Source organism: Bacteroides sp. An269, from assembly GCF_002159755.1.
GTDB lineage: Bacteria > Bacteroidota > Bacteroidia > Bacteroidales > Bacteroidaceae > Phocaeicola > Phocaeicola intestinalis.
Window position 1 is genome coordinate 1 of record NZ_NFJG01000058.1, and the last position, 25,659, is coordinate 25,659.

The 25,659-nt window shown below is 45.4% G+C and carries 26 protein-coding genes; 24 read left to right on the plus strand and 2 right to left on the minus strand.

Annotation, left to right across the window (positions count from 1 at the left end; genetic code table 11):
• The 24 genes from B5F71_RS21195 to B5F71_RS11610 form a co-directional block, all read left to right on the plus strand.
• Window positions 1-1,174: RHS repeat-associated core domain-containing protein (locus tag B5F71_RS21195; protein ID WP_275532083.1), on the plus strand; the 1,174-nt coding region annotated here is incomplete at its 5' end.
• Window positions 1,174-1,770 carry a hypothetical protein gene (locus tag B5F71_RS11500; protein WP_087210422.1) on the plus strand — a complete coding sequence of 199 codons (597 nt, stop codon included), beginning with the start codon at window positions 1,174-1,176 and terminating at the stop codon, window positions 1,768-1,770. The genes B5F71_RS21195 and B5F71_RS11500, both read left to right, overlap by 1 nt.
• Window positions 1,771-1,993: 223 nt before the next feature.
• Window positions 1,994-2,812, plus strand: a complete 819-nt coding sequence (locus B5F71_RS11505; protein WP_143269885.1) for a hypothetical protein — start codon at window positions 1,994-1,996, stop codon at window positions 2,810-2,812.
• A 152-nt stretch (window positions 2,813-2,964) separates the two neighbouring features.
• Window positions 2,965-4,002, plus strand: a complete 1,038-nt coding sequence (locus B5F71_RS11510) for an ATP-binding protein (protein ID WP_087210427.1) — start codon at window positions 2,965-2,967, stop codon at window positions 4,000-4,002.
• Window positions 3,995-4,546 carry a hypothetical protein gene (locus tag B5F71_RS11515; protein WP_087210430.1) on the plus strand — a complete coding sequence of 184 codons (552 nt, stop codon included), beginning with the start codon at window positions 3,995-3,997 and terminating at the stop codon, window positions 4,544-4,546. The genes B5F71_RS11510 and B5F71_RS11515 overlap by 8 nt, the downstream gene beginning before the upstream one ends.
• Window positions 4,547-4,671: 125 nt before the next feature.
• Window positions 4,672-5,649 (plus strand): pseudohemocyanin, encoded by a 978-nt coding sequence (locus B5F71_RS11520; protein ID WP_087210433.1) that lies wholly within the window; start codon window positions 4,672-4,674, stop codon window positions 5,647-5,649.
• A gap of 154 nt (window positions 5,650-5,803) precedes the next feature.
• A complete protein-coding gene (locus B5F71_RS11525) occupies window positions 5,804-8,092 on the plus strand; it encodes a hypothetical protein (RefSeq protein ID WP_087210436.1) in 2,289 nt (762 codons plus the stop codon).
• 238 nt (window positions 8,093-8,330) lie between these two features.
• Window positions 8,331-8,951, plus strand: coding sequence for a TetR/AcrR family transcriptional regulator (locus B5F71_RS11530; protein ID WP_087210439.1), 621 nt, complete (start codon window positions 8,331-8,333; stop codon window positions 8,949-8,951).
• 5 nt (window positions 8,952-8,956) lie between these two features.
• On the plus strand, window positions 8,957-10,093 hold the full coding sequence (locus tag B5F71_RS11535) for a StlD/DarB family beta-ketosynthase (protein WP_087210471.1): 1,137 nt from the start codon (window positions 8,957-8,959) through the stop codon (window positions 10,091-10,093).
• A 251-nt stretch (window positions 10,094-10,344) separates the two neighbouring features.
• A complete protein-coding gene (locus tag B5F71_RS11540) occupies window positions 10,345-10,872 on the plus strand; it encodes a TetR/AcrR family transcriptional regulator (protein ID WP_013617094.1) in 528 nt (175 codons plus the stop codon).
• A 443-nt stretch (window positions 10,873-11,315) separates the two neighbouring features.
• Window positions 11,316-13,643, plus strand: a complete 2,328-nt coding sequence (locus B5F71_RS11545; protein WP_087210442.1) for a hybrid sensor histidine kinase/response regulator — start codon at window positions 11,316-11,318, stop codon at window positions 13,641-13,643.
• Complete coding sequence (locus B5F71_RS11550; protein WP_087210445.1) at window positions 13,618-14,943, plus strand: sigma-54 dependent transcriptional regulator; 1,326 nt, start codon at window positions 13,618-13,620, stop codon at window positions 14,941-14,943. Before B5F71_RS11545 ends, B5F71_RS11550 begins: the two co-directional genes overlap by 26 nt.
• Before the next feature lie 598 nt (window positions 14,944-15,541).
• Window positions 15,542-17,407, plus strand: a complete 1,866-nt coding sequence (locus tag B5F71_RS11555) for a DUF3945 domain-containing protein (protein ID WP_087210448.1) — start codon at window positions 15,542-15,544, stop codon at window positions 17,405-17,407.
• A 43-nt stretch (window positions 17,408-17,450) separates the two neighbouring features.
• Window positions 17,451-17,723, plus strand: coding sequence for a DUF4099 domain-containing protein (locus B5F71_RS11560; protein WP_087210451.1), 273 nt, complete (start codon window positions 17,451-17,453; stop codon window positions 17,721-17,723).
• 59 nt (window positions 17,724-17,782) lie between these two features.
• Entirely contained in the window at window positions 17,783-19,582 is a 1,800-nt protein-coding gene (locus B5F71_RS11565) for a DNA topoisomerase (protein ID WP_087210454.1), read from the plus strand.
• 52 nt (window positions 19,583-19,634) lie between these two features.
• Window positions 19,635-19,886, plus strand: coding sequence for a hypothetical protein (locus B5F71_RS11570; protein ID WP_013617088.1), 252 nt, complete (start codon window positions 19,635-19,637; stop codon window positions 19,884-19,886).
• Window positions 19,887-19,892: 6 nt separating this feature from the next.
• On the plus strand, window positions 19,893-20,105 hold the full coding sequence (locus B5F71_RS11575; protein ID WP_013617087.1) for a hypothetical protein: 213 nt from the start codon (window positions 19,893-19,895) through the stop codon (window positions 20,103-20,105).
• A gap of 19 nt (window positions 20,106-20,124) precedes the next feature.
• Window positions 20,125-20,337, plus strand: coding sequence for a hypothetical protein (locus tag B5F71_RS11580; protein WP_087210456.1), 213 nt, complete (start codon window positions 20,125-20,127; stop codon window positions 20,335-20,337).
• Window positions 20,338-20,368: 31 nt separating this feature from the next.
• Window positions 20,369-21,457, plus strand: a complete 1,089-nt coding sequence (locus B5F71_RS11585; RefSeq protein ID WP_087210459.1) for a PRTRC system protein E — start codon at window positions 20,369-20,371, stop codon at window positions 21,455-21,457.
• A gap of 132 nt (window positions 21,458-21,589) precedes the next feature.
• A complete protein-coding gene (locus tag B5F71_RS11590; RefSeq protein WP_013617084.1) occupies window positions 21,590-21,811 on the plus strand; it encodes a PRTRC system protein C in 222 nt (73 codons plus the stop codon).
• A gap of 4 nt (window positions 21,812-21,815) precedes the next feature.
• Window positions 21,816-22,001 carry a hypothetical protein gene (locus B5F71_RS11595; protein WP_083802538.1) on the plus strand — a complete coding sequence of 62 codons (186 nt, stop codon included), beginning with the start codon at window positions 21,816-21,818 and terminating at the stop codon, window positions 21,999-22,001.
• A gap of 35 nt (window positions 22,002-22,036) precedes the next feature.
• Window positions 22,037-22,969, plus strand: a complete 933-nt coding sequence (locus tag B5F71_RS11600; protein ID WP_083802536.1) for a hypothetical protein — start codon at window positions 22,037-22,039, stop codon at window positions 22,967-22,969.
• A 10-nt stretch (window positions 22,970-22,979) separates the two neighbouring features.
• Complete coding sequence (locus tag B5F71_RS11605) at window positions 22,980-23,684, plus strand: prokaryotic E2 ligase family D protein (RefSeq protein ID WP_087210462.1); 705 nt, start codon at window positions 22,980-22,982, stop codon at window positions 23,682-23,684.
• Window positions 23,681-24,475 carry a PRTRC system ThiF family protein gene (locus B5F71_RS11610; protein ID WP_013617081.1) on the plus strand — a complete coding sequence of 265 codons (795 nt, stop codon included), beginning with the start codon at window positions 23,681-23,683 and terminating at the stop codon, window positions 24,473-24,475. The genes B5F71_RS11605 and B5F71_RS11610 overlap by 4 nt, the downstream gene beginning before the upstream one ends.
• 225 nt (window positions 24,476-24,700) lie before the next feature.
• Here the strand turns inward: B5F71_RS11610 and B5F71_RS11615 are convergent, their stop codons facing one another.
• Both B5F71_RS11615 and B5F71_RS20780 read right to left on the minus strand, forming a co-directional pair.
• Window positions 24,701-25,015, minus strand: coding sequence for a helix-turn-helix domain-containing protein (locus tag B5F71_RS11615; RefSeq protein WP_087210464.1), 315 nt, complete (start codon window positions 25,013-25,015; stop codon window positions 24,701-24,703).
• A 319-nt stretch (window positions 25,016-25,334) separates the two neighbouring features.
• The coding region (locus B5F71_RS20780; protein ID WP_206423839.1) for a hypothetical protein at window positions 25,335-25,659 on the minus strand (325 nt) is incomplete at its 5' end.

Consider the following 25,659-nt stretch of genomic DNA (forward strand, 5'->3'; position numbering starts at 1 on the left):
GCTTCTGGAAGACCCGGATTGCCTTTACCACTACGACGACGAGGGAAACCTTATTTTCCGCGAGTTCAAGGAGTTGCAGGACAACGCCGTGCCCCATGACCGCAAGCGCCTGGAGAAGGAGCGCGGCATCCGCTGCTTGGCTACGGGCACGGGATGGCTCTACGGGTGGGCGTCCAACGGCATGCTGAAGAAAGTCATACGTCCGGACGGCAGGCCGGTGGAGTTCCGTTACGATGCGCTGGGACGCCGCACCGCCAAGCGGTATTTCGGCAAGGTCACACGCTGGGTGTGGGATGGAAACGTACCTTTACATGAATGGTGCTATAAAGCCATCAGCTTACAGTCGGACGAAGAGGGAAACATCCCTCCCCAAAAACCGGCAGAAGATATTACCACCTGGGTGTTCGAGGCGGATACGTTTGTGCCTGCGGCGAAGATTCAGGAGGGTAAGCAGTATTCCATTGTGTCCGACTACTTGGGTACTCCCATCCAGATGTACGACGGACAGGGGAACAAGACCTGGGACTGCACGTTGGATATTTACGGAAAAGTGATCGCCATTGACAAGGGAACGGAGTTCGATTGTCCGTTCAGGTTTCAGGGGCAATATGCGGATGAAGAAACAGGATTGTACTATAATAGGTTTAGGTATTATTTACCTAATTTGGGGGGATATTTAACAAAAGATCCAATAGGCATATTAGGCAAAAATCCAACATTATATAGTTATGTTTCAAATACAAATCATTATATAGATTGTAATGGATTGCATATTGCAAATGCCATTTATACAAATTCACAAGGTATATCAGGAGAAGTCGGAAGTTTTTCAAGTATAAGAAATGGCACTCATTCAGAACCACAAATCTTAAATCAAATGGGAAATCAAAGAGGTGGGCATTTGGAAATAACATCAATGGGACCCAAAGGTGATGGTTCTATTGCTTTTTTTAAAGGTAAAAATGGTAAACCTTTTCGTGCAGGTCCTCTACCGCCATGTGGTCCAAGAGCTAAGAATTGCAATCTACTTTTATATAATCATTCTCAGACTCATGACATGATGATTACATATAAATGGACAGATTTGCAAGGCAATACAAATATCAGGACTTATTATCCAGATGGAAAAGTAATAGAAAATGATGTAGACATATCTCATAAATATAATCACTAATGGAAGAATTATATAATAAATTTGCTTGTTTAAGTTGGCTTCTTATAAAAGAAGAAGAATTGAGTAATATAATATCAGCTTTAGATTTAAAGCTAATAACCAATAATACAAGTTGGAGAAAATCAGTGGATGTTTCTTTAGAAACGCAACCATTGTCTGTAACCAATATTACTCAATATGAAATTACAAAAATAATAATTAGCCCAATCATAAATAGTTATGTTCTTATAGAAGGAAAGGCTATTAACTATTTACATGATTCAATATTATCTTCTGTATCATATATATATAAGTTTAATATTGATATTTGGATACCAATTATGTCTTTTTCATATTATTCACAAGGAAGAAAAATAAGAGAATGTGAATATACACTTGGTGAAGATGAACTTATAATCAATGAAAAGGGAGAAAAAATGAATTTTGAGTATCAACAACTAAAACTACCACATTGGGAGTATGGATATGATGATTTTTTTTATCCATTATCTATTATGGAACACTTAGGAGTGAACACAAACAGTATCATAAATTCATTTAATAAGGATTGTTCTATTTATAAAATAGAAGATATAAATAAAATCACAATTTTATGAACATCAGTTGACACTTTTTTATAACTTTCTTGAATACATATTCTAACTATTTAGTCGATACTGTTCTTCTTAAGAAATCGCTATAGAGTATGGTGTGCTCCATAGCAATTTCTTTTTATGGATAATCTCCACCTTACAGCAGTTAAATTTATCACTGAAACATTTCCTTTTCTTACTTTTATGGAGTATATTTACAATAGAGCTAACCTATAAATAAGCGAATATGAAACATTTGGCAGAGAAAATAAAAAGAATAATGACCGCATTCGACCGTAGCCACTACGATTATATAATGTTTAAAGAATACGGAACACCTAATTTTTCCAAATTGTCACAAGAAGAATGCTATACGTATGAAATGGAAGAACAAGAAAGAGAAGAATCTTTAATTTATATTGCAAAAAAACTGCTTCCTTTAGTACAGGCTTATATTGAAGCAAAGAATCTACCAAACTATTATAATACTTTTCTTGCAGAAATTACACCATTCTACGAAACAAAAGAAAAAATACTATCAGGTACTGAAGAGATGGGAAGCGAGTTGATGCTTGTTCTCAGAAAATATTTGGATGCTTTTGATGATTTCAGCATTATAGGTGCTCGCAAAGAATTTGACATTCTGGAAAATATATTAAATAGTACAGCTACGCTACTTAACACCTTTGGGAAACAACCAACCTCCGAAGCGGATGTGTATAAACCTATCAAAGATATCTGTAAAGCGACATTTCCTGACAATAAAGATTGTAGTCATTATAAATTTCAGCAAACAGCCAAATGTTATAATCCGGACATATTGATACCTTCATTAGAGTGTGCAGTCGAATTCAAATATGTGAATGATGAAAAAGAGCTCAACAGGACTATGGACGAAATTCTGGCAGATGTTGAAGGTTATAAAGGGAATCCTTCGTATTCTGTTTTCTACGCTGTCTTTTATGCGGCAAATTCCATTTGTTCACCTCAAAGATTCAACTGTATGTGGGCAGAAAAACATTTCCCGGAAAATTGGAAAGGGATTTATGTCCAGGGTCGTCAATAAACTCGTTGCTGATTAGGGCACCTCATTTAGAATACAATCATATTTTATATGGAAGCAATATTTACCGTCATATTCCCTTTTTTACTTATTTAAGTTGGATGCTTTTTGTTTTTCAATTAACTTTGTAACAGTTTTATTAATCAGAGGTTTCAATGATAAACAGTATAACATTAGCAGGATTTACCAGCTTCATCGACAATAGTTTTTCATTTGTCAATGGAATCAATGTCCTTATTGGCAAAAACGGTACGGGAAAGACACATGTGCTCAAATGCTTAGCTTCTGCCTTGCAGGCACGTCACGATTTCCTTGCCAAGCAAACTACTTCCAGAGAACAGTTTGAATACATATTGGCAGAAAACGTTACTCATTATTTCAAACCGGATTTCATCGGCAATCTGGTAAACAAGAGTATGGTGGCAAGTAAAGCATTTGTAAAGGTTGCTGTGGATGACAAGAATTTGGCATTCAGCTTTTCTGCTACATCCAAGACAACAGTCAAGATAGAGGGAGACGACAAATGGGGCGAGTGCCAGTTCATCTATATTCCGCCGCGTGAGATGTTTTCCCTGTTTGAGGGGTTTATAGGATTGAGCAGCAAACGTGAACTTTCATTCGATCAGACTTACATCAATCTGGCGCACTCGCTTGCTCTTCCCGTTTTGCGCGATATAGAGGGCAATCCGTTAAAGTCGGCTATCGAATTGTTAGAGCGTGAATTGGGTTTCAAAGTGCTTCAGATGAACGGCCGTTTTTACATACAGACGGCTGAGGGAAACATGGAAGCCCACTTGGTGGCTGAAGGGTTGCGCAAACTGGCATCCATCCTTTACCTTATCCTGAACGGTGAAATCAATGCCAAAACGATTTTGTTTTGGGACGAACCGGAGTCCAATCTCAATCCGGCTCTCATCCGGGTGGTAGCCGAGTTCATTCGCGAACTTCAGAAGTGTGGCTTGCAGATTTTCATCGCCACGCATGATTACCTGCTTACACACATACTTTCCTTGTATTCTGAGTACAAGGAACACACGGGTGTATGTGTTCGTTTCTTCGGATTGCACAAAGAAGAAGGCAGAATAGTAGTCGAAGAAAGCGATACGCTCACAGCCATACAGAATAATCCGATTCTGGAGGAGTATGCGGCATTCTATGATTTGGAACAGAAATACATGAGCAGTTATGAGTGATTTTCAGGAGAGCGGCATCAATTTCAGTTTTCAAGATGCCAGTTGGGTGGTCGTCAAGTACGATGAACATATCGCGCACCGAAAGGTGGAAAAGGTTCTCAAGCCTACAAAGGCGGTAGATTTCATGGGCATTCATGAGGAGAAACAGTTATTTCTGATCGAAGTCAAAAACTATCGGAGACATACCCGCGATGAAAGTACTCGTGCAGTGCTTAATGCCGGAGGCGAAGAATTGATGCGGAGGATTGCCGTCAAGGTTAGGGATTCGATTGCCACTGCCACAGGTGCCGCACGCTTTTCTACCAATGACGAAGAGTTCTTCACACAGATAAATAGTCGGTTGCTTGACAGCGGTGTTCAACTGGCTATTATCGCTTGTATCGAATGGGACGAAGCCAATCAGGTGGAGCGCAAGGCACGAATGGGCATTTGGCTGCAAAAGTTGAAACAAAAGCTGGTATGGCTGCAGCCGGTCAAGGTCTCTGTCAACTCAGTTTCCAACATCACCGGAATTTTACCGGATGTACAGGTTTCCTTTGCATGATGCAGAATTTAGTTTAGAAAATTTATTTGTGCAGTGTTTTCGGCGAAAATCGGAACAGACAAATCTGCATAGCTGCTTACCTTTGTACCGTTAATACGAAGTTTCACTTAATACCGATTTTAATTATGGTAGATAGTCAAAAAATTAGATTCCTCAACGAGGTGGTCTCCAAGTCCAGACCGCAGAATGTGGATTACACACCGCACAATGGTCGTTTTTGCGTCCTCCTCTTGGCATTGCAACCCATAGATTGGGTAAGTGTCCAACAGCGTGATTTCAAACTTACGGGAGAACTGAAAGAAAATGAGTCGCTTTCCGTCACCCTTATTGTCGGTAGCGAGGCACTTTTCAGCATCTCTGATCTTCCCTATGTGGCGCCTCAAGGCGACCGTACACCTATTTTCCAGATTCTCCGTGCTTCCATTTGCTGTGCGTATGGAGCATTGCGTTTGCCTTATCTGCACCGTAATATACGCAAAATCGATAAAGATTTCCCTTTGGCAAAGACTGATCCGGCTGAACGGATAAATTCAGAAGCCGTTTTTATGAAGCTGTTGGCAAAAGTAAGCAGCGATGCCAAACGTCATATAAAGGCACGTGCAGTATTGGTTCATCCTGCCTCAAGCCGGTTGAAGAATATCATTTCTTATTATAAGGAGTACGAAACAGGCACATATAGCCAAATCAATGCTTCGCTGGAGGCCTTGAAATCTTTTGCTCCTGATAGGAACAATGTGGAGGGTGGTACGCCCGATGTATTCGCATGGGACTACTATTCAGACGCCCCTGGCGAAGCCTACAATCTTCGCATGGCTGCGCTCAATGCCAATAGCAAAGCGAAAGAACGTTTTTGGTGGGATTATTTAAAGCTGAACATTTTCCTGAGCGATTCTGAATACGAGGCCGCTTATTATGTGTTGATGAATCGTTGGCAGGTTCCCGTAATTCAAAAGTGGATAGCCGAATACCGGGATAAAGGGTATTATGAATCTCAGCGGGCACAGGATTATCTCCTCTTCTATATCAAGGCAAGCGAAAAGGCTCCGGTCCGTGTCTTGAATTCCCAGGGAGTCCCGGTCAAAATCAAAATGATTCCGCGATAGCAAGTATTTATCACTGCATTTAGGGTAAAGCCGAAACACTTGTTAACACATAGGTGGCAATTGTTTCGGCTTTTGCTTTGTTTCTATTAAGAATTCTTATACTTTTGTCCCGAAAACAAAACCGACTGGACGGTTTAATAATACAGGTATAACCATGATATGTGAGACATGTGCCAAAGAATTGGTCTTAGCGTTGGCGGCAGCTATTTTAGGTGTTGCCTTTCCTTTGCTGGTTGGAGCCATCCAACGGATTGATGACAAATACGGCTCAACCCGCTTGGTAGGTTTGTTCGCAAAAGAGCGGGCAACAATCTGCTTTTGTCTTTTTCTGATAGCAACCATTATTGAATTGTTCGCCTACATCGTAATCCTGCCCAAAGATAGGGAAGTCAGGTTGGCAGACACGATATGGTACGAGGCATGGGGCTACATGGCGGCTGTTTGTTGCATCGGTATGGTTGTGGGGCTATTATGGGTAGTTTACCTGATTCGGGTTTATTACGATGCGCCGAGATTACAGAAAAGATTGCTGCAAGGCAATGTTAGCCTGGAAAAAAGGAAGGCATGGTTCGAACTTTGGGCTGCGATAATTAAAAAGACAGACAACATCGATGTTTTAAGACCCTGTTATCAGTCCTATTATGAATGGATTATTAATTATCGGCTGGGAAAGGAAAAGAAAGAGGTGGAATACCCGCCCGAATTATACGATGGAGTGATAGCCATTAACGAAATCTTATGTGCTTCAAAGAAAAAAGTTGTATCCATTCACAACGGGAATGATATTATAACCGCTCTTTGGGATGATTTTCAGCAGACCCAACTCTCAGAAAAGACCTATCATGTGATATGGACTTGCCTGTTCCAACAGTTGCACTATAAACACTATGATTGGCTGATTGTTTACTGGAGGATGGCACATCAGCATTTGCTATTTTCTATGCAGAGTTATTATGAGGGAGAGCGTATCCAGGACAACAAGGGGAACTTTGTAACCATTACAGCAGAAGAGGCTTCCAAAAGAGAAAGTGATAGGAAAAAGTTCAAGGAATTTCACACGGCACTGGGGGCTATGCTCCTGTATAAAAAGGAATATGGACTGCTGAAGCAAATGTTATATTACTCCAATGCGAAGCCTCCGCAATATGTTTTGTTATATAACAATTTGGCAGAAATCATCCCCGCCTTTATGGAATTGGTAGCAGACACATGGGATAATCCGTTCAGATTAGAGCGTGATTATCCGTTTCCGGATCTTCAGTCGGGAGTCCGTAACAACAGCATCATCAACGGCTGGATTCAGAGATACTTGGCATTAATGATCATGCGGTTGTACACGCTTCCGCAAGAGTATACCTATAGGAATTATTTGTTTGCATTGCCTGATACGCCTGCAGAGTTGGCAACCAAACAGGCATGGCTGGATAATATCCCGTTATTGAAAACACGCTTGCAAGAGGTGTCAAAGGCAGATTGGTTACAAGAGGTGTTGGAAGAAGATGCCACATCCTTAAATATGTATCAGCGTATGAAGCAGCTTTCCGGCTTGTTGGATGATTTTAAAGACCAGCTTCAGGGGAAGATACAAAAACAAAGGCAAGACCAACCATTGTCTGACAAAGAAGTTCGTGAGTTCAATGATATCGCTATAGCTATGACCAATCGCAATCTTACTGCATACCGTGCTGCATTATCTGGTAACGTAACGCAAAACTTCAGTGAATACGATATTCATGCTGTCATCCGGGAAGTTGAACCGTTGGAAGCTTTTGCAGATGAAAAGACGATTTCCTATATCAATATCAAGGAAAGCTTGAGTGCAATGTTGTTACACATGTTCAGGGGATATCTGTTAAACACTTTCACGTTTCAACATCCGCTGCAATACCGTGTCTTTACAGAAAATATGGATATGGCGATAAAAAAATTGCAGCTCAACAAAGATGAACATCTCATTCTCTGTATCGGACTTGAGGCGGTATCTATATGGAAAGATGCAATTCCACAGTCTGAAGGAAGGTTTGCCACTTCAGATGGAATCGAAATTCAAGAATTGCTAGGAGAATTTAATTCGCCAATGGACAGAAGTTTGGTCATCTTGAACAAATGCGATTTGCCACAATTGGAGTTCATGCCTCCATCCGATGGTATAAAAGAAAAATTTCATTTGGAGAAAATTGATGATGCATACCAGTTGTACACATCGGTAGTAAAGTTAAAAGAGGACGAAGAGTTGTATGACCTCGCACGTCGAAGAGGAACCTATTCTTCGAAACAGTTACAGGAATCTGTGATGGTCAGTGCTGATATTAACGCAAGAGTTCGGTGGAAGTTATATACACACATGGTACAGATAAAAGTACTATATCAGTATCTGGATAATGGAAGTGACAATGTAAACAGCATCTCCCCTTTCAACAGATACTACAGTAAAAAGGCATAGGAATACGTCTCATTCGAAAATTCCACTTTTGTTTGAGCCTTCCTATGCCTACAAACCGACTAATCGGCTTGTCTTGTGGCAAATATAGTGAAAAAAAGAAGAATATTATTCTTTGGATATAATTTAAGAAACGTATCAATTTAATATTTCACTATTAAGGCATTTAGAGTTCAAAAATATACCCGCAAATTATAAAAACTCATTTTTAAGTTTTATTTTTGCTGGAAAAATTAAATTTATGAAAGGTTCAAAAGGCTCAGAAACAAAAGCATTGATAAGGGAAGCCGCATTTAAACAGTTTCTGTCAAAAGATTACAGTATGGTTCCCTTAAAAGATATAGAAAAAAGTCTTAATCTGTCTAGAGGTTGCATGTCATATCATTATCCGACAAAACAAGAATTGTTTATGGATGTCATTGATCAATACATTATACGTAAGCAAGATGTTGAGAATAAAATGAGAATGTCTACAACTTTATCACTGTATGAATTCATAGAATTATATATTGACAGAGTACAATATACTATGGATTATTTGTCACAGTTTGTCTTGCCCGATGCCAATACAAATGGAACGCGTGCATATATGAACTTAATTCTGCAAGCTGAAAAATTCTATCCGAATTTTACTAAAGAAACAACAATCATTACACAAAAAGAATTATTGTTATGGGAAACAGTATTAAAGCATGCACAGAAAAACGGAGAAATAGGTGAGCAGCATGATTGCAGAAAACTAGCTAAACAGTTTAAATACATTTTCTTTGGGCAATCTTACAATGATGCTTTGGAAAATGGATTAAATATACCAAAACTAAAAGAACAGTTTTTGTTTATATATGGTTTAATTAAAGTATAATTATGATGAAAAACGAAGTATTTATCACATCTACAGCTACTTACTTCCCTAATTCTCCTGTAACTAATGATTGCATGGAGAATTATTTAGGCTTGATTTCCGGAGTGAACTCTCGTGTGAAAAATATTGTGTTAAGGCAAAATGGAATAAAACAGCGTTATTATGCACTCAATACAAAGCAGGAAATGACGCATACTAATGCTGACTTAGCAGTTCAATCGATTCATAGGCTGTTAAAAGAACATTTATCTACGAAAGATATAAATCTATTGACTTGTGCGACAGCAAGTCCAGATCAAGTGTTGCCTTCTCATGCTTCTATGGTACATGGCTTGTTAAAAAACAAGCCAATGGAGATTTTTTCTGCTTCAGGAATTTGTCTCTCATGCATTCAAGCCTTTAAAGTTGCATATTGGGGAATCCTGGTTGGAGAGAAAAAAAATGCAGTTTGTAGTTGTTCTGAATTAGCATCTGCGGGATTGCTTTCTAAAAATTATGATATAGAATATGAGAAATGTGCTAATTTGGGTACAAAACCATACATGGCACTTGAAAAGGATTTCCTCCGGTTTATGTTGAGCGATGGTGCCAGTGCTGTATTGCTTCAAGACAATCCAGGAATGGGGAAGGCATTGCGTGTAGAATGGGTAGAAATGACTTCTTATGCAAATGAACTTCCTACCTGTATGTTTATGGGAGCAGAAAAATCAGAAGATGGCGAGCTGAAAAGTTGGAAAAAATTCGATAGTCAAGATCTTGTAAATCGCTCCATATTTACAGTCAAACAAGATATCAAGCTGCTGGAACAATATGCCGTACCATATTGGGCTAAACATATCAAATCTTGTTTGGAAATGCACAGTGTTTCTCCGGATTCTATTTCTTACGTTATTCCCCATGTTTCATCTATGTTCTTCTATGATAAGATAATCAATGAATTGAAAAATGTGGGGGTGGGAATTGATGAAAGTAAGTGGTTTACCAATTTGCCTAAAGTGGGAAACATTGCATCTGCGGCTATTTTTGCGGCATTGGATGAGTTTTGGAGAACACATGAACTTAAATCCGGTGAAAAAATTTTGCTGTTAGTACCTGAAAGCGGACGCTTTTCTTATGGAACCGTATTATTAAGTGTAGTCTAAATTTGGAGATTAGCGGCAAAAACTTTATCTTTGTGCCTCGTATAAAATAAGGCTTGATACATTAAGTACAGGTGTCATATTCATCTTTCAAACGAAAGTGGAAATTTCAAAAAGACGAGATGGTATATGATGACTTGCGCTATACATTGTCATATAGCACAGGTGCGTCAATACGTCTTTAGCTTTTTCCACTAGCTGTTTGAGTCTTGATTGCGTCTGTGCTATTTTTCAATGTTACGCGCAGTTATAAAATGGATCCGGACTTAAAACGAAAGATAATCAATGAAGCATACAGGCTATTCATTGCAAAAGGTATAAGAAATACTTCATTTTGCGATGTAGCTTTGGCTGTGCATAAGTCTAAGGGGGCGGTTATCCATCATTTCCCTTCTAAAAAACAATTGGTAGATGCTGTCATCCGTTTGCGCTTTTTCCCTGCTTCTAAGCTTACCTCGGAAATGGCATCCAGCCCGCACGAAAATTGGAATGAATTCACTCTTTTGTATAGGAATCCTATTGAACGTGCAATATCTGATTTCCCCGAGGAGTTGAAAGGAAACGGCTTGATGCATTATTTGCAATTTGTATCTTCTGCTGGTGAATACATGGATGAGTTTTCCCGTTTGTATCAGGAGTTGCTGTTTCAAGAACAGAACTTTCTTTTGGAAGTAGTTTATAAGGCATCACGGGAACATAAGTTGGCTGTACATGACGCATATAGTTTTAGCCGGCAGTTTTTCGATTCTTCTATTGGAAAAACTTTCTTATGCTCGCTCTGAAAAATACTTCTGGGACACATCTGTATCTTCCCTTTTTTGATTCCTCAATCTTATAGCTACAACTCAATCTAAAATACTGTATAATTGTTATTTATGCTCTATTTTGAATTTGTCGTATGCTGACTTTAGGATGATTTTTGAGGCATTTTCACTTGTGTGGTGAGAAAGACAGTGGATGACCTGATGAAGAAAGCGGTAACTTCCCAGTAAATCATCCAAAGCACACCGAAAATGAATACATCACCCCCAAAAACTTTTTGTAGAAATTCAAAACATAGGAACTAGATATGGATATCTGTTTTTTTATTCCTTGAAAAAGTCTATCTTTGCAAATAAATACCGACTGGTCGGTTTATATAATAAGTGGTGGCGAAGAACTTTCGCCATTTGTTGCAGGCCGATTTTTGTCTATATAAGCAATGAGTAACAAAGAGAAAATGTAAATGAAAATCAGTTTGCACCCCCGGTCTCTTCTGGCAAAGATTGCTGTAGGATATGCCGTTATACTTTTAATCATAGGAAGTATTATATATACAGGTATTTATGAATGGAAAGAGCGCAAAGTAAGGGAACAGGAAGCCAGACAGATCAGTAGCCGTAAACAGGAGATACATGATGTATATGTTAGGATGCTCGAACTTTCTTCCTTCTCGGAAACTTTCATAGAATGGGAAACGGAGGACTTACAGGCTTACCATAGGCAAAGGCTGTCTGTTGATAGTCTTTTGTGCAACCTCAAAGGTTGGTTGGCCGATGCGCATCTTGACAGCATCCGCAGATTATGGGAAGATAAAGAACAACTTATGGGGCAATACATGGTGACGGTACGTATGAAAGAGGACATGGACAGGAAGATTGCCCGGCAGATACCGGAAATAGCTCGTCAAAGTATGCTGGATGATAGTAATAAGAAGCGTAACTTTTGGAAAAGACTCTTCAGAAAGCGGAAGAATGACAGACTTTCCTCTACGGCTTCCCGCTTGTACGATTTGGACAGAAATGTTGTAGACAGACAACAGGAATACACGCGCAGGCTATTAGGGCAGGCGGATAGTCTTGCGGGAAAAAACAGGGAACTGAACGGACAGCTGAGGGCTATGCTCAGATACATGGACAGAACACTTTTGAAAGAACTGAAACAGAGAGAAGACAGGATAGCTGAGGCAGAAAAGCGTTCTTTTGCCACTACCAGTGGGCAAATCGCAATCATGGTGCTGCTGCTTGGAGTATCGTATGCAGTTATACATCGGGATATGGCACGTATCAATAGGTATAAAAGACAACTGGAAAAAACGGTCGGGCAACTGGAAAAGACCGTTTCTGAAAACAAGGTCTTGATTGAAGCCCGGAAAAGGATCATGCTGACTGTTACTCATGATTTACGTACGCCGCTTACTGCCATCGGTGGCAATATTGAACTGCTTTTAACAGAAGAAAACAAGGCTAAACGGGAGGAATACATCAGGACGATACGCCAAGTTACAGACCGTATGGCTTCCATGTTGGCCGGACTGCTGGATTTTTTCAGGTTGGAAAGCAATAAGGAAAAGCCGAACCCGGTTCCTTTCAGGATTCAAAGCATTACCGATGCATTGCAAGCAGAATTTATGCCTTTGGCTATCGAAAAGGGATTGAGGTTTGAGGTGGAGAATGGCTGTGATGCCGTAGTGGTGGGCGACAAGAAGCGGATTCTCCAGATTGGTGCCAATTTATTGTCCAATGCGGTTAAGTTCACTTCACAAGGCAGGATAACCCTTCGAACTGGCTTTTCAGGCGGAGTCTTGTCTTTGGAAGTTGAAGATACAGGCACAGGAATCAGTGAGGAAGAACAGATGCGCATCTTTACAGCTTTTGAAAGGTTGCCGAATGCCGTTACCGTGGAAGGAGTCGGATTAGGACTGGCTATCGTAAAAGGGCTGGCGGAATTGCTGGGTGGAAAAATAAAATTGAATAGCCGGCTGGAAAAAGGAACTTGCTTTACGTTCTTGCTTCCTTTATCTTTAGCGGAAGAGATGCCTATGGAAAGCGGAGAAAAAATTTCAAGGGTGCTTCCGTTTACGGTATTGGCATTGGACAACGATGAGGTATTGTTGGCCATGATGAAGGAAATGTTTATCCGTCAGGGAGTACAATGTACCGTGTGCGCAAACGTGCGGGACATGATCGAACACTTACGATGCCAGAATTATGATGTATTGATTACTGACTTGAAAATGCCACAGATGAATGGGTTTGATGTGCTTAAATTATTGCGGATGGCAAATGTCGGCAATTCACGTACGATTCCGGTCATCGCAGCTACAGCAACTGGAGGCGATATTTCCGGCTTGTCTGAGGCTGGGTTTGTTGCTTGCTTGCGAAAGCCGTTCTCCGCAGATGAACTGATGCGGGTATGTGTAGGATGTCTGGGAAATAAGAGGCAGGAAGAGCGGGTGGATTTTTACGCATTATTAAAATGTAGTAACGGACGGGAAATGCTTGATACGCTGATCCGCCAGACACGTGATGATATGGATGCGATGAGGAAATGTTTGGAGAAGGAAGACCGGAAGGCTTTGAACGATTGGATACATCATTTGAGCAGTTCTTGGGAAATGATCCATGCGGCCAAACCGCTACGCGAAATGTATGAAAAACTCCATCAGATGCCGGAATGCACGCATGAGGAGCTTGTTTTGGCATTTCAAAATATAATAGATAAAGGAGGAGAAATAATTAAGTTGGCACAACAAACTATACAGGCTTATGAGGGTGATAGTTATAGAGGATAACATATTGTTCTGCGATTATATTTGTGGTTATTTGCAAAAGGCGGGATGGAAAACAGTAAAAATCCATCACCTTGCGCAGGCAAGAAGATTTATGCTCTCTTCTCTGGGTGAAGAAGATACCCTCTTGGCCGATTTGAGATTGCCGGACGGTGAAAGCACATCTTTACTGGAATGGATGCGGAAACAGGGATATTCCCAACCTTTTATCATCATGACACAGTATGAGGATATACATGCGGCAATCCATGCGATGAAGTTAGGAGCCGAGGACTATATACTGAAACCGTTGATAGAAGACAAGTTGCTGCCTGTAATGGAAAAAATAAGGAGCAGGAATCTGTCGTTTTCCAAAGTGATATACGAACGGAAAAGCAAAGCGTTCAATGAATTGTACCATTACATCCGTTTGGTTGCACCTACGGATATGTCCGTGCTTATCTGGGGGGAAACGGGAACCGGAAAGGAACATTTGGCCGGCAATATACACAGGCAAAGTTTGCGGGCCAATAAACCTTATGTGACAGTTGATTGCGGTATGTTACCCAAAGAACTTGCCGCATCCGCTTTTTTCGGTCATGTTAAGGGGGCTTTTACAGGAGCCTTGAAAGAAAAGGCCGGATATTTCCAGGAAGCGCATGGCGGCACATTGTTTATTGATGAGGTGGAGAATCTTCCGCTTGAGACACAGCAGATGCTGTTACGTGCCATGGAAGAACGCAGGTATCGGCCGGTAGGAGGCGGACAGGACAGGAGGTCAGACGTACGCATCATTGCGGCTACCAATGAAAACCTGCACAAGGCAGTGGCGGAAAAGCGTTTCCGGGCAGACCTCCTTTATCGTTTGCAGGACTTTACGATGACGGTGCCTGCGCTGTGCCACTGCCCTGAAGATATTCTTCCGTTGGCTGATTTTTTCCGGCGACAATATAGTGAAAAATGGCAGCTGGAAGTTTCTGATTTTGACGAGCCGGCTAAAAGAATGTTGTTGGAACATAGCTGGCCGGGCAATGTGCGTGAATTGAAACAAGTGGTTCAGGCAGCGGTGGTGCTAAGTGAAGGGCAATGTATTTCTTCCAGGTACTTGAAGATAACCCCGACTTTAGGACCGGAAACAATGAAAGTCGGTAGGAATAGTAAGAAAATGCAGTCTCTCTTACAGGAAGAAGAGCAAGCAGAACAACAGATAAGGCAGGCAATTGCCGAATCAAACGGGAATTTGACCCAGGCAGCGGCATTGTTGGGAATCAGCCGCCCGACACTGTACAAAAAGATGAATCGCTATGGTATATCAAATCAATAAAATATAGAGGATATTCCAATTTTCCCCCTTCCATCAAAGGTAATTCCGTTTCCGTTTTGCCAGCCGCGTTTCCGCCGGTTTTCGTGAAAATTTTCCATAACCGGCTTCGCCGGGAAAATTCTCACGAAAAAGAACGCGGCGGCAACCGGAAACGGAATTAAGGAATGATTACAGGGGCAAAACTGCGACCGACGCGACGCATGAATGATTCAGAGCAACAGGCAGAGGCCTGCTTTTTGACACCAGTCTTCAAACTAACAGAAATTCTCCAGTTATACATTACTTTCGTTGTTGGGCATCCGGTATCTTAAAGTTTACAGGGGGCTTCCAGCTCCCTCTGCTCTGCATGGCTTTGGCTACGTACAGCATCTGCCCTTCCCTTTATTCGTTCCTATTCCCTTATTTCTCTTTTGCTTCATCCGCAATTGTTTTTCACCCACATTTTTCCCTTTTCTCGGTCTGTTCCATGCTCTTTCCTGACATTTGAAGACACCTGATGACATGTAATGCCACTTTCTTAAAAATCAAAGGATTATCCAAATTATGTATCTACTTTTGACGTGTCAAAACAAACCGTTAACACCTAAAAACGACGCGTATGACACAGAAAAGAGAAATGGAAAAAGAACCAAAAATGAAGCGTGCCCGCAAAGCTGCCTCCAAACCGGCTGCAGAGTCCGCGCCCTATGTGGAGCAAGTCAGCGAACTGCTGATGGTCCACAATAAGAATGACCCGAAGGCCGGTGTCCAGACAGTCAGCGAGGCAGATGAAAAAGGCAACTGCAAGACTGTGCCTGCTGACGAGCAGCATGAGAACGAGTTCCTGAAGTTCGACAAGAATTCGAGCATACTCGAAAATTTCATTAAGAATTTCTGGAGCCAGTTCCGTGAACCGACCCACTTCCGCCTGATTCGCCTGACTTTTCAGGATTACAAGCGTAACAGGCAGGCCATAAAGGATCTGGCGGAAGGGAAACAGACGGACGCAGTGAAAGAGTTCCTCAAGCACTACGAAATCCGTCCGAAAAAGCAGAAGGAGGAACAAAACAAGAATCTAAAACAAGATGCGACAATGGCAAAGAAACAGACAGTGAACGAACAGCCGGCGGCAGCGCCCCAGTATGCCGAACAGCACACCGAAGTACAGCAGGCCGCGCAACAGCAGGCGCAGCAGCCCGTACAGGAAGAACAGCCGCAGGGACCGTCCTACCGGTATAATGAGAACATGATAGACTGGGAAGGGCTGAAAAATATCGGAGTGTCCAAAGAAATGCTGGAACGTATGGGAGTGCTTGACGGCATGCTCAAGGGGTACAAGACCAACAAGCTGGTGCAGCTGTCATTGAACCTGCCCGGGTTGGCGACCGTCCGCATGGATGCCCGCCTTTCCTTCATGAGCAACCCGAACGGCGAGGTGATGCTGGGCATTCACGGCATCCGCAGGGAACCGGAACTGGAACGCCCCTATTTCGGGCATATCTTTACGGAAGAGGACAAGAGGAACCTGCGTGAGTCGGGCAACCTGGGGCGTGTGGTAAACCTGGACTTCCGGAACAACGGCAATGCCGAACCCTGCCTGGTCTCGCTGGACAAGGTGACGAACGAACTGGTGGCGGTACGTCAGGAGCATGTTTTCATTCCGGATGAGATCAAGGGGGTGAAGCTGGAACCTGACGAGATTGCCCGCCTGAAAAACGGGGAGGCCGTCTATGTGGACGGCATGACGTCCAAAAACGGCAAGGAATTCAACGCCACCATCCAGTACAGCGCGGAACGCAGGGGCATCGAATATATTTTCCCGAAGGACCAGGTGTTCAACCAGCAGACATTGGGAGGCGTCAAGCTCTCGCCCGAACAGCTCAAGATGCTCAGCGAAGGGCACACCATCCTGGTGGAGGATATGAAACGCAGCAACGGAACCACATTCTCGTCCTTTGTGACACAGGACCCGGAAACCAGCCAGCTGAAGTACACGCGCCACAATCCGGAAACGGGTGAGATCTACATCCCGAAAGAAATCAACGAAGTCCGCCTGACACCGGAAGACAGGGAGGCATTGCGCAAAGGCCAGCCCGTTTTCCTGGAGAACATGATTTCACGCGACGGCAGGGAGTTTTCCTCTTTTGTGCGCCTGAACATGAACAACGGGTATCCGCAGTATTCGCGCACGCCGGACGGATTCAGCGAGCAGCAGGAAGCCAGGATTCCTGCGGAAGTCTACGGCAAAGTGCTTTCGGCCAAGGAACGGGCGGACCTGCAGGACGGCAAGGCGGTGCTTCTTTCCGGCCTGAAAGGAAAAAACGGAAAGGAGTTTTCCTCCTATGCCAAAGTCAATCCGAGCACCGGCATCCTGAATTTCTACCAGGAAAATCCGGACCGAAAACGGAACATCTCACGAAACGCGGCACAGGCTGAGACCACCCAGTCCCAGCAACAGAAACGCAGTGCAAAACAGGCGGTCTGACAGAAACATCATTCATTCACGAACCCTTCTAAACAAGAACAATATGGGAAAGAAAAGCAACTGTATTTTTTCAGAAACCGACATGGACTGGACACGGCTTCAGTCTTTCGGAATCAGCAGACAGCAACTGGAAGACAGCGGCAATCTTGATCCGCTCCTTTCCGGAGAGGAGACAGCCGTCCTGTCCGTCCATTTGAGAACGGCCCTCATCGACCTGACGATGGATGCCACCATCCGCCTCGTGCGCAATACGGACGGAAATGCGCTCATGGAAATCAACGGGGTCAGCCCTGATAACGGATCTTTTGAAGAATAACGATGGTCAAACCCGTTTCCCCGTGCTTCAGGCACGGGGAAACACCAATAACAAATAAAATGGAACATACACTCATACTGACAGACAAGCCCGAAGTGGGCAAGACAATAGCAAGAATCATAGGCGCGGACAAGCGCGGGAACGGATACATGGCAGGAGGCGGCTACATAGTGACCTGGACCTTCGGAAACATGCTTTCCCTGGCCATGCCGAAAGACTACGGCAAGGCACGTGTGGAGCGGAAGGACTTTCCGCTGGTGCCCCGGCCCTTCCAGCTGATGGTCAAGCATGTCCGTACAGACAGCGGCTGGATTCCCGACATCAATGCGGTCAAACAGCTCAAGGTCATCGAGAAACTGTTACCGGAATGTTCCCGCATCATTGCCGCCACGGATGCCTCGCGCGAAGGTGAACTGCTGTTCCGGCAGCTTTACCGGTATTTGGGATGCAGCCTGCCGGTACTCCGCCTTTGGATTTCCTCGCTTACGGAGCAGGCGGTGCGCGAGGGCATGAAGCGTATGCAGCCGTTGGAAATGTACGACGGCCTGTTTCGGGCGGGCGACAGCCGGGCTAAGGCTGACTGGCTGCTGGGCATGAACGCGAGCTATGCGCTCTGCCGGGCGACAGGCCTGGGTAACCATTCCCTGGGACGGGTGCAGACCCCCGTACTGGCCGCAATCAGCGGACGTTACCGGGACCGGGAGAATCACATAGCCTCAGACAGTTGGCACATTTATGTCAGTACCGCCAAGGAGGGCATCCCGTTCAAGCTGCGCAGCGTGGACACGTTTCACGACCGGGATCGTGCCGGGGAGTTCCATCGTGACTGTAGCCATGCCGGAAGTCTCCGCATCACAACCGTCACCCGGTGGGTCAAGGAACTTCCACCGCCTGCGCTGTACAGTCTGGGCGAACTGCAGAAGGATGCCGGCCGCTATTATGGATTGACAGTATGCGAAGTGCATGACATTGCACAGAGCCTGTATGAGAAGAAGCTCATCTCTTATCCGCGCACCTCCTGCCGTACCTTGTCGCCTGACGTTGCCGCCATGTTGCCGGACATTATGGGAAAAATGCTGGCTTGGGACGGTTTGAAAGCTTATGTTCAAGAAGCAGCGATTGATTGTACGCGTTTGCCAGAGCAGGTTATCGGATGCGACAGCACCGCCCATCCGGCCATCATCGCGACCGGAGTATGTCCCGGAAGGCTCGAACTTGACCGGCGCGAGATGCAGGTCTACCTGCTTGTGGTTGGACGGATGCTTGAAACCTTCATGCCTCCTTGCAAGGTGGAGTGTACTACGGTAGATGCCGTATGTGCGGCACTCCGTTTCCGTGCAGACACTTTCCGGATAGTGGAACAAGGGTGGCACGGCATATTCGGCCGAAAGGGCGACATTGCCCCGGAAGATGCCGTTTTCCTGACCCTGCCCGATATTTCCGCCGGCGAGACTTTGCCGGTTCCGGCATGCAGCCTGGTGCGCCGGCGCAGCCTGCCGCCACCGCCCTATACCGATGCGCAGCTGGTGGAATATATGGAAAAGGCCGGGCTGGGTACGTCTTCTACCCGTGCGGCTATTCTCCACACGTTGCTTGACCGCAAATACATCCGTTATTCGGGCAAATACATCGTTCCCACACGCAAAGGGCTGTATATCTACGAGACGGTACGCGGCATGAAGATTGCCGATCCGTCCCTCACTTCCGGCTGGGAAACGCAACTGGAGGCCATGGAACAAGGCAAACTCGCCCAGGAAACATTTCTGAAGGAGGTGTCCAGGCTGGCGGGCGAGGTGACGGATGAGATTTTCCGTCTGTGCGGTTCCAAGGGAGAAAAATCCGAGGATGATACCGTTTAATGAATCCTTATCCGCTTGGCTGCATAAAGCCCGGCAAACAAAATGAAAAGGGATGCAGGCCGTGAGGTCTGCATTTTTTTATTTAGGTGAAAATATTTTTCCGTTTTTACGCAGCAAAGGTAGCGGATTGCTTTTTCCTGCCCAAGGCGAGCCCCCTTGGGGCTTGGTTGGCTGGGAAAAAATCATCCTCGCTTCGCTGCGGTATTTTTTCCCGCCAAGCCTTGTGCAGGAAACTGCCAATCCGCTACCCGGCCTTTGTAAAATCGGGAAAACATACCCCGATGGGGTCATTCACTTAAAATGAAAAGATATGAAAATCAGAATCATCAAATGCATCGGCAGGACGGTCATGGTGCTGTGCCTGTTCATCGGTACATTTCTCCTGCTGAAGAGCGGGATTGTATCCGCAAATATCCTTGTAGCCATCCTGTTGGCTGGAGAAACCATTTCGTTGGCATTCCGTGCCATACGTCTCTTTTTCAAGGCAGCCGTATGGCTGGCCGTATTCGGAATTTTATTGTAACTGTTAAAGCCAAGAACACATGAAGACAATAACAACTGCCCCTTCCGCCCCCGCCATGCCCGTTGCATGGCCGATACCGTATAATCCGTCACGTCCCGTGAAGCGGCGTTTTCCGGACACGGCTGACGAACCGCGTACCGTAGGCTATTACCTGGAACCATTGCTGGACATCGCTTCACGACCGGACAGGGCTGAACTGCTGAAGCTTTTCATGCAGGAAACCATAGAATAAGCCAATCAATAACCTTTTAAATTTTAGATTTATGTTTTTTGAACAGATTTACCAACTGATCAGCACAGGCACCGACCTGAGCATCAACATCCGCAGGATGAATGACAAATTGAATGTGGCGGTCATGCCCCGGAACAACGCCCTGAAAGAGGAACAGCAGCAACACATGGTGCCCCTCGTCCTTAGCGGGACACCTGAGGAACTGGACCGGGAGTTCCTGCAGGCGGTCATGGCACCGGTAAAGAAGGCGCTCGGCATCCTGACGAACCTGGAAGCTTTCGAGAAGGCGGCGGAAAAGACCGCTTCACAGGCCAAACCGGGAAAAACTGTCGAAAAAGAATCCAAAGAAGCCCGTGAAAAACGGGAGAAAATGGAAAAACTGATGAAGAAAGCGGACGATGCGGCTGCGGCAAGCAGGTTTTCCGAAGCGCAGACCTGGTTAAAACAGGCACGTCTGCTTGCCACGGCTGATAAACAGAAAGAAATTGATGCCAAAATGCAGGAGATTCAGCGCAAGGCGAATGCCGGAAGTCTCTTCGGAGCGCAGGAAGTCGGGCTTGAACCGCCAGCACAGCAGCCTGTTCCGACTCCTGCTCCGGCACAACAGGCATCCGCCCAGCCCCATCCGGTCAATGACAATCCCGTACAAAGGACTGATGCCGGACCGATGTCACCTCACGGAGCGGGCAGAAATGCCGCTGTTCCACCGGCACCGGCCGCACAACCGGCAGCGCAACCCATACCTCCACAGCCGGAATACGGATGGGGAGCACCGTACGGACAACAGCCGCAGACAATGCCACCACAGGGCTTTGCACCTAACGGACAGCCGTACCCGCCCTACGGGCAGCCTGTATATCCCCCGTATCCGGGAACCTATCCGTATGTGCAGGCACAGCCGTCTGCCCCCGTACAGACCCCGCCGAACCGTCCGGCAGGCAGGACCCCGGATTTTCACCCCCACCCACAGGAGCCGGCAGCCCCTTACAGTTTTGACAAGGAAGATGAAGAGGACCGTGAACTGCTCCGTGAAGACCCTTATGCCGAATACCCGGACTTCCCGGAAGAGAACCGCATGAAGGACGAGGCGCAGCAGGAATTGGAACTGGTGTGCTGTTGACTTCCCGATGTACGGATTAAATCCGCTTATTACACGCAAAGGCTTATGTGTCAGGGTTCAACATCCGGCATCATAAGCCTTTGCCGCAATCATGAATAAATAGCAGTATAACTTATTAAAAAGATAAAAGATATGGCACTTGAAGTCAAAGGACTCAAAAGAGTATTCAAAATGAAGAAAACAGGCACATACCTTGTTTTGGACGATCCGAACCCGGAAATGGCTCCGGCTGACGTAATGGATTTCTACTCCATGACCTATCCCGAACTGACCACGGCAAACGTACACGGCCCTGTCATAGAGGAGGACTGTGCGGTTTATGAGTTCAAAACGACCACCGGCGTAAAAGGATAAAGGTATGGCAAGAGTAAAACAGACTAATAAGAAGGAGAAACAGGCATGCGTACAGCTTACAGACTACCAGTTGCAGGAATTGGCACGGCAGATCATCTGCGAACTCGAACGGCAGACAGACATCAGCCGGGGGACATTGCGCAGGAGCATAAAGCTCCTGCCGCCACCCGGCACAACAATGGTTTTCTGACGGAACGGCTGCTTCCGGTTGCGCCGGATTATTGCATGGATGAGGACGATGTCACCTGTATAAACCTTACCACACCGGAGTCTTTCGACTACTTGTACCGGTCGGCGGTAAACTACGCCCGTCTGTTGGATGTCCGCCTGCCTTTCCCCAAAAAGAGCCGGAGCCGGTGCCCGAGGCTGGACATCGCCCGGCTTTTTGAGGTGATGGACAACCTGGTCCCTGAATCTGTCAATCTGGAAGTGGTGGAAGGCAGGCTGGCATTCTGCCTCTACCGGCACCACGACTGGCCGGACCACACCCTTTTCTGGCTGCCTTTGGATTTTACCAAGGCACTTTCCACGCCGGTAAGGAGGCTGGTACTTGAATTTATCCGTCGCTTCATGCTGCACCATGGCATGCAGGATTTGAAAGATACATATTACTATGAAATGGCGTGTGACGATTTGGAAAGCCGTCCCGCTTATGACGAGGACATAACACCGCGGGAAGCCAAAGCGTGGAAGAAACTGGTGGAATCCTATGAAAAGGGCGGGATTGACCGGATGCTGAAACGTATCTGGAAACGTCCGTTCTGTTCCGGCTTCTTCAGGAAACTGACAGAACATTGCCCGGAAAGGGAGAATGAACGGGGCTTGTTGGCGCTCGTAAAGGAAGGCATGGCTTTCATCGGCAAAGCCGTGCCTTCCATCATGTCCTACCAGTACGACTGGGCATATGAGGAGGAACCGGATTTCCGGCCCGTCCCATTGTATGAACAGGTCATGCTGGTCTATTCCATCCGTGACGTGCTGACGGAAGATATGATGGAGATTTTTAACTCGGACCAGCGGGAAACGTACTGCCTTTCCCCTGTCACCCGTATGCTGTTGTCTCCCGAAACGGACAGGCTATTTAGCATGGATGACTTTCCCGAACGCTTCGCCCGGTGGTTCGGGAAGTTTACAGAATATATTGAACGACATTTTTAACTGAAAGAAAATGAATGAACTGACAACCAGATTGCAGGAAATCATGGTGCCGAAAGCGGCACTCATCGCTTATGCGTATGATTCCAATACTTACAGAAGCAATGACAAATACCATCTTGAACTGCGTCCCATCAGTCCCGACGGACGTATGGGAGCTGCCATTCCCGTCAGCCACGAATTTATCGGGGCTTTGGCGGACAACTATTCCGCTGATATATGCCGTATTCCGTACGGGAGGATTCCGCCGAACCTGCTGGAGTGCAATTCCCGGAAAGGGCATGAGAAGTATGTCTGGTACAATCCTCCGGGAAGGCACCGGATGTTTTTCACCGGAGGTCTGAACATCGCTGACGGGGAGTTCAATCTTCCGGGAGTTGTCTACAAGGTGGAAAAGGAGCAGATGGATATCTACGCATTCAAGGGGGACAGGCCGGAAGAAAGGACGGAGCTTTACCGGGCCCCGTTCTTCAACGTCACACAAAGCAAGGTCTGCCTGGGCAGTACCTCGCTGGCCGTTCCGCAGAACCCGACCTATGCCGATTGGCTGGCATATTGGGAACAGCGTTTCTGGACAAGCGAGTTCTCCCATTTGGGCGGGAAAGGCAACCCTACCAGAAGCAACCTGGTCATCGTCACTGAGAATGCCCGCAATGCTCCCTTTGACGAAGAGGAGCTGCAACCGTTAAATATCAAATTGAAAGATTTATTGTCATGAAGAAGAAAAAAATACATTATACCGAGAATTACCTGCTTTCTCCGCACCACCCGGTCAGCGTCATCGTCATCGGTGCCGGCGGTACAGGGTCACAGGTCATCACCTCATTGGCCCGTATGGACAGGGCCTTGCAGGCATTGGGGCATCCGGGGCTTTATGTTACCGTTTACGACCCTGATGCCGTGTCCGAATCCAACATCGGACGCCAGTTGTTTTCCGAGCCGGAAATCGGCCTGAACAAGGCGGTCGCGCTCGTCACCCGGATCAACCGTTTTTTCGGCACGGCATGGACAGCGGAACCCCGCCGTTATCCGATGCCTGAAACAGGGAAGAGAAAGAACCGTACGGCGAATATCATCATCACCTGTACCGATAATGTACGTTCCAGGCTTACGCTCTGGCGGTTTCTGAAACCTTTCAGGGACAGTGTCCATATCAATGAGACCACTCCGATTTACTGGATGGATTTCGGCAATGCCCGCACCACCGGGCAGGTACTGGTCGGTACCGTGCGCAACAAGATTTACCAACCCGCTTCGGAACAGTACCAACCTACACCGCACCTGAATGTCATTACTGAAGAGGTCAGCTATTCCACGATTGACGAGAAGGACTCCGGCCCGAGCTGTTCGCTGGCGGAAGCCCTGGAAAAGCAGGACCTTTTTATTAATTCCATGCTGGCACAGGCCGGTTGCGCATTGCTGTGGAAGATGATCCGGGAAGGACGTACATTCTATCGGGGGCTCTATCTCAATCTGGACACGATGCGCATGACTGCCGTCCCGGTTTGAGTACTGGGTCCTTTGGCATAATAAGAGAGCCGTATCAACATGCTGTTTTTGAGCAATGATACGGCTCTCTTGAATGAAGCATCCACATCTGAAACTGTTTTGAATTTATCGCCTGGAGTATACGTGAAAACGGCTGTCCAGGACAAGGAAAGTTTTTGTAGAAATTCAAAACGGTCTCTCTCTATCTATATATCTTCACTCTTACAAATCGCATCCAGTCTGTGACTAACCCTTGTCAGGTTTCATGGTTTTCCCTTTCTGCCGGCTTTTGATGAAATCCCGTACTTCCGAAGCAAGGTAAAGTGTCCGCCCGTTGTCATCCACACAATAATAAGGTATTTTCCCTTTTTCCCGGTAGCGTGCCAAGGTCCGTTGCGACACGCCAAGCAGTTCCGCCAAGTCCACATTGTCCAGAAACTGGTCTCCGTCCAGGCAGTCCCGTTGCCGGTTCATGCGTTCCAGCTTCTTTTCGATACGCGCAAATCCTTCCGCCATCGTATTAATCATCTTTTCCAGCAGTTCATCGTCTATATAAGGCATAGTTATTCCTCCATGTTTTTATAAGTGATACAATAATCACCCCTTCCGTGCGCACATGAGGAGTATATGGCTATAATAGTGAAAATAGTGTGCCATGGAAATCCCTTGGAACGGTTATCCTTTCTTTTCTGTTTGATATACAATAAATTACAAGATCTGGATTTTGCCATCTATAATAAAAGTGTAAACCTGTAGTCTGTAAACCCTTTACAGTATTTACAGTCTGGAGGTTTACACTTTACTGTCTTTCAATCCTTTTCTTTAATTTGCACTTTTATAAAATGCAGTTGAAAGGTGTATTGAAAGATGTTACATAACATCAATAAATAATTGGTCTATATTTCTTTATCCCAAATTTAAGATTTATATTTGCGCATATTATACCGATTAGTCGGTTTGTTTTTAGATAATAATGTAATGTAGAGTATAAAAATATGTCCGTTATTTCTTCTTCAGGTTTGCCAGCTTCCGGAAGTTCGAGCCTTGTGCGGGGCTTTTCCGACCTTTTCACGGCCTCGAAAGCGGCTCTGGACAAGCTCCAGTCAGGTCTGGCAGGAGCTCTTCCTTCCGTGCCGGGCATGCCTGTGGCCAAGTTCGGCGACCTGTCCGTGGGCATCGACACGCACCCCACGGTCACGCCGCCT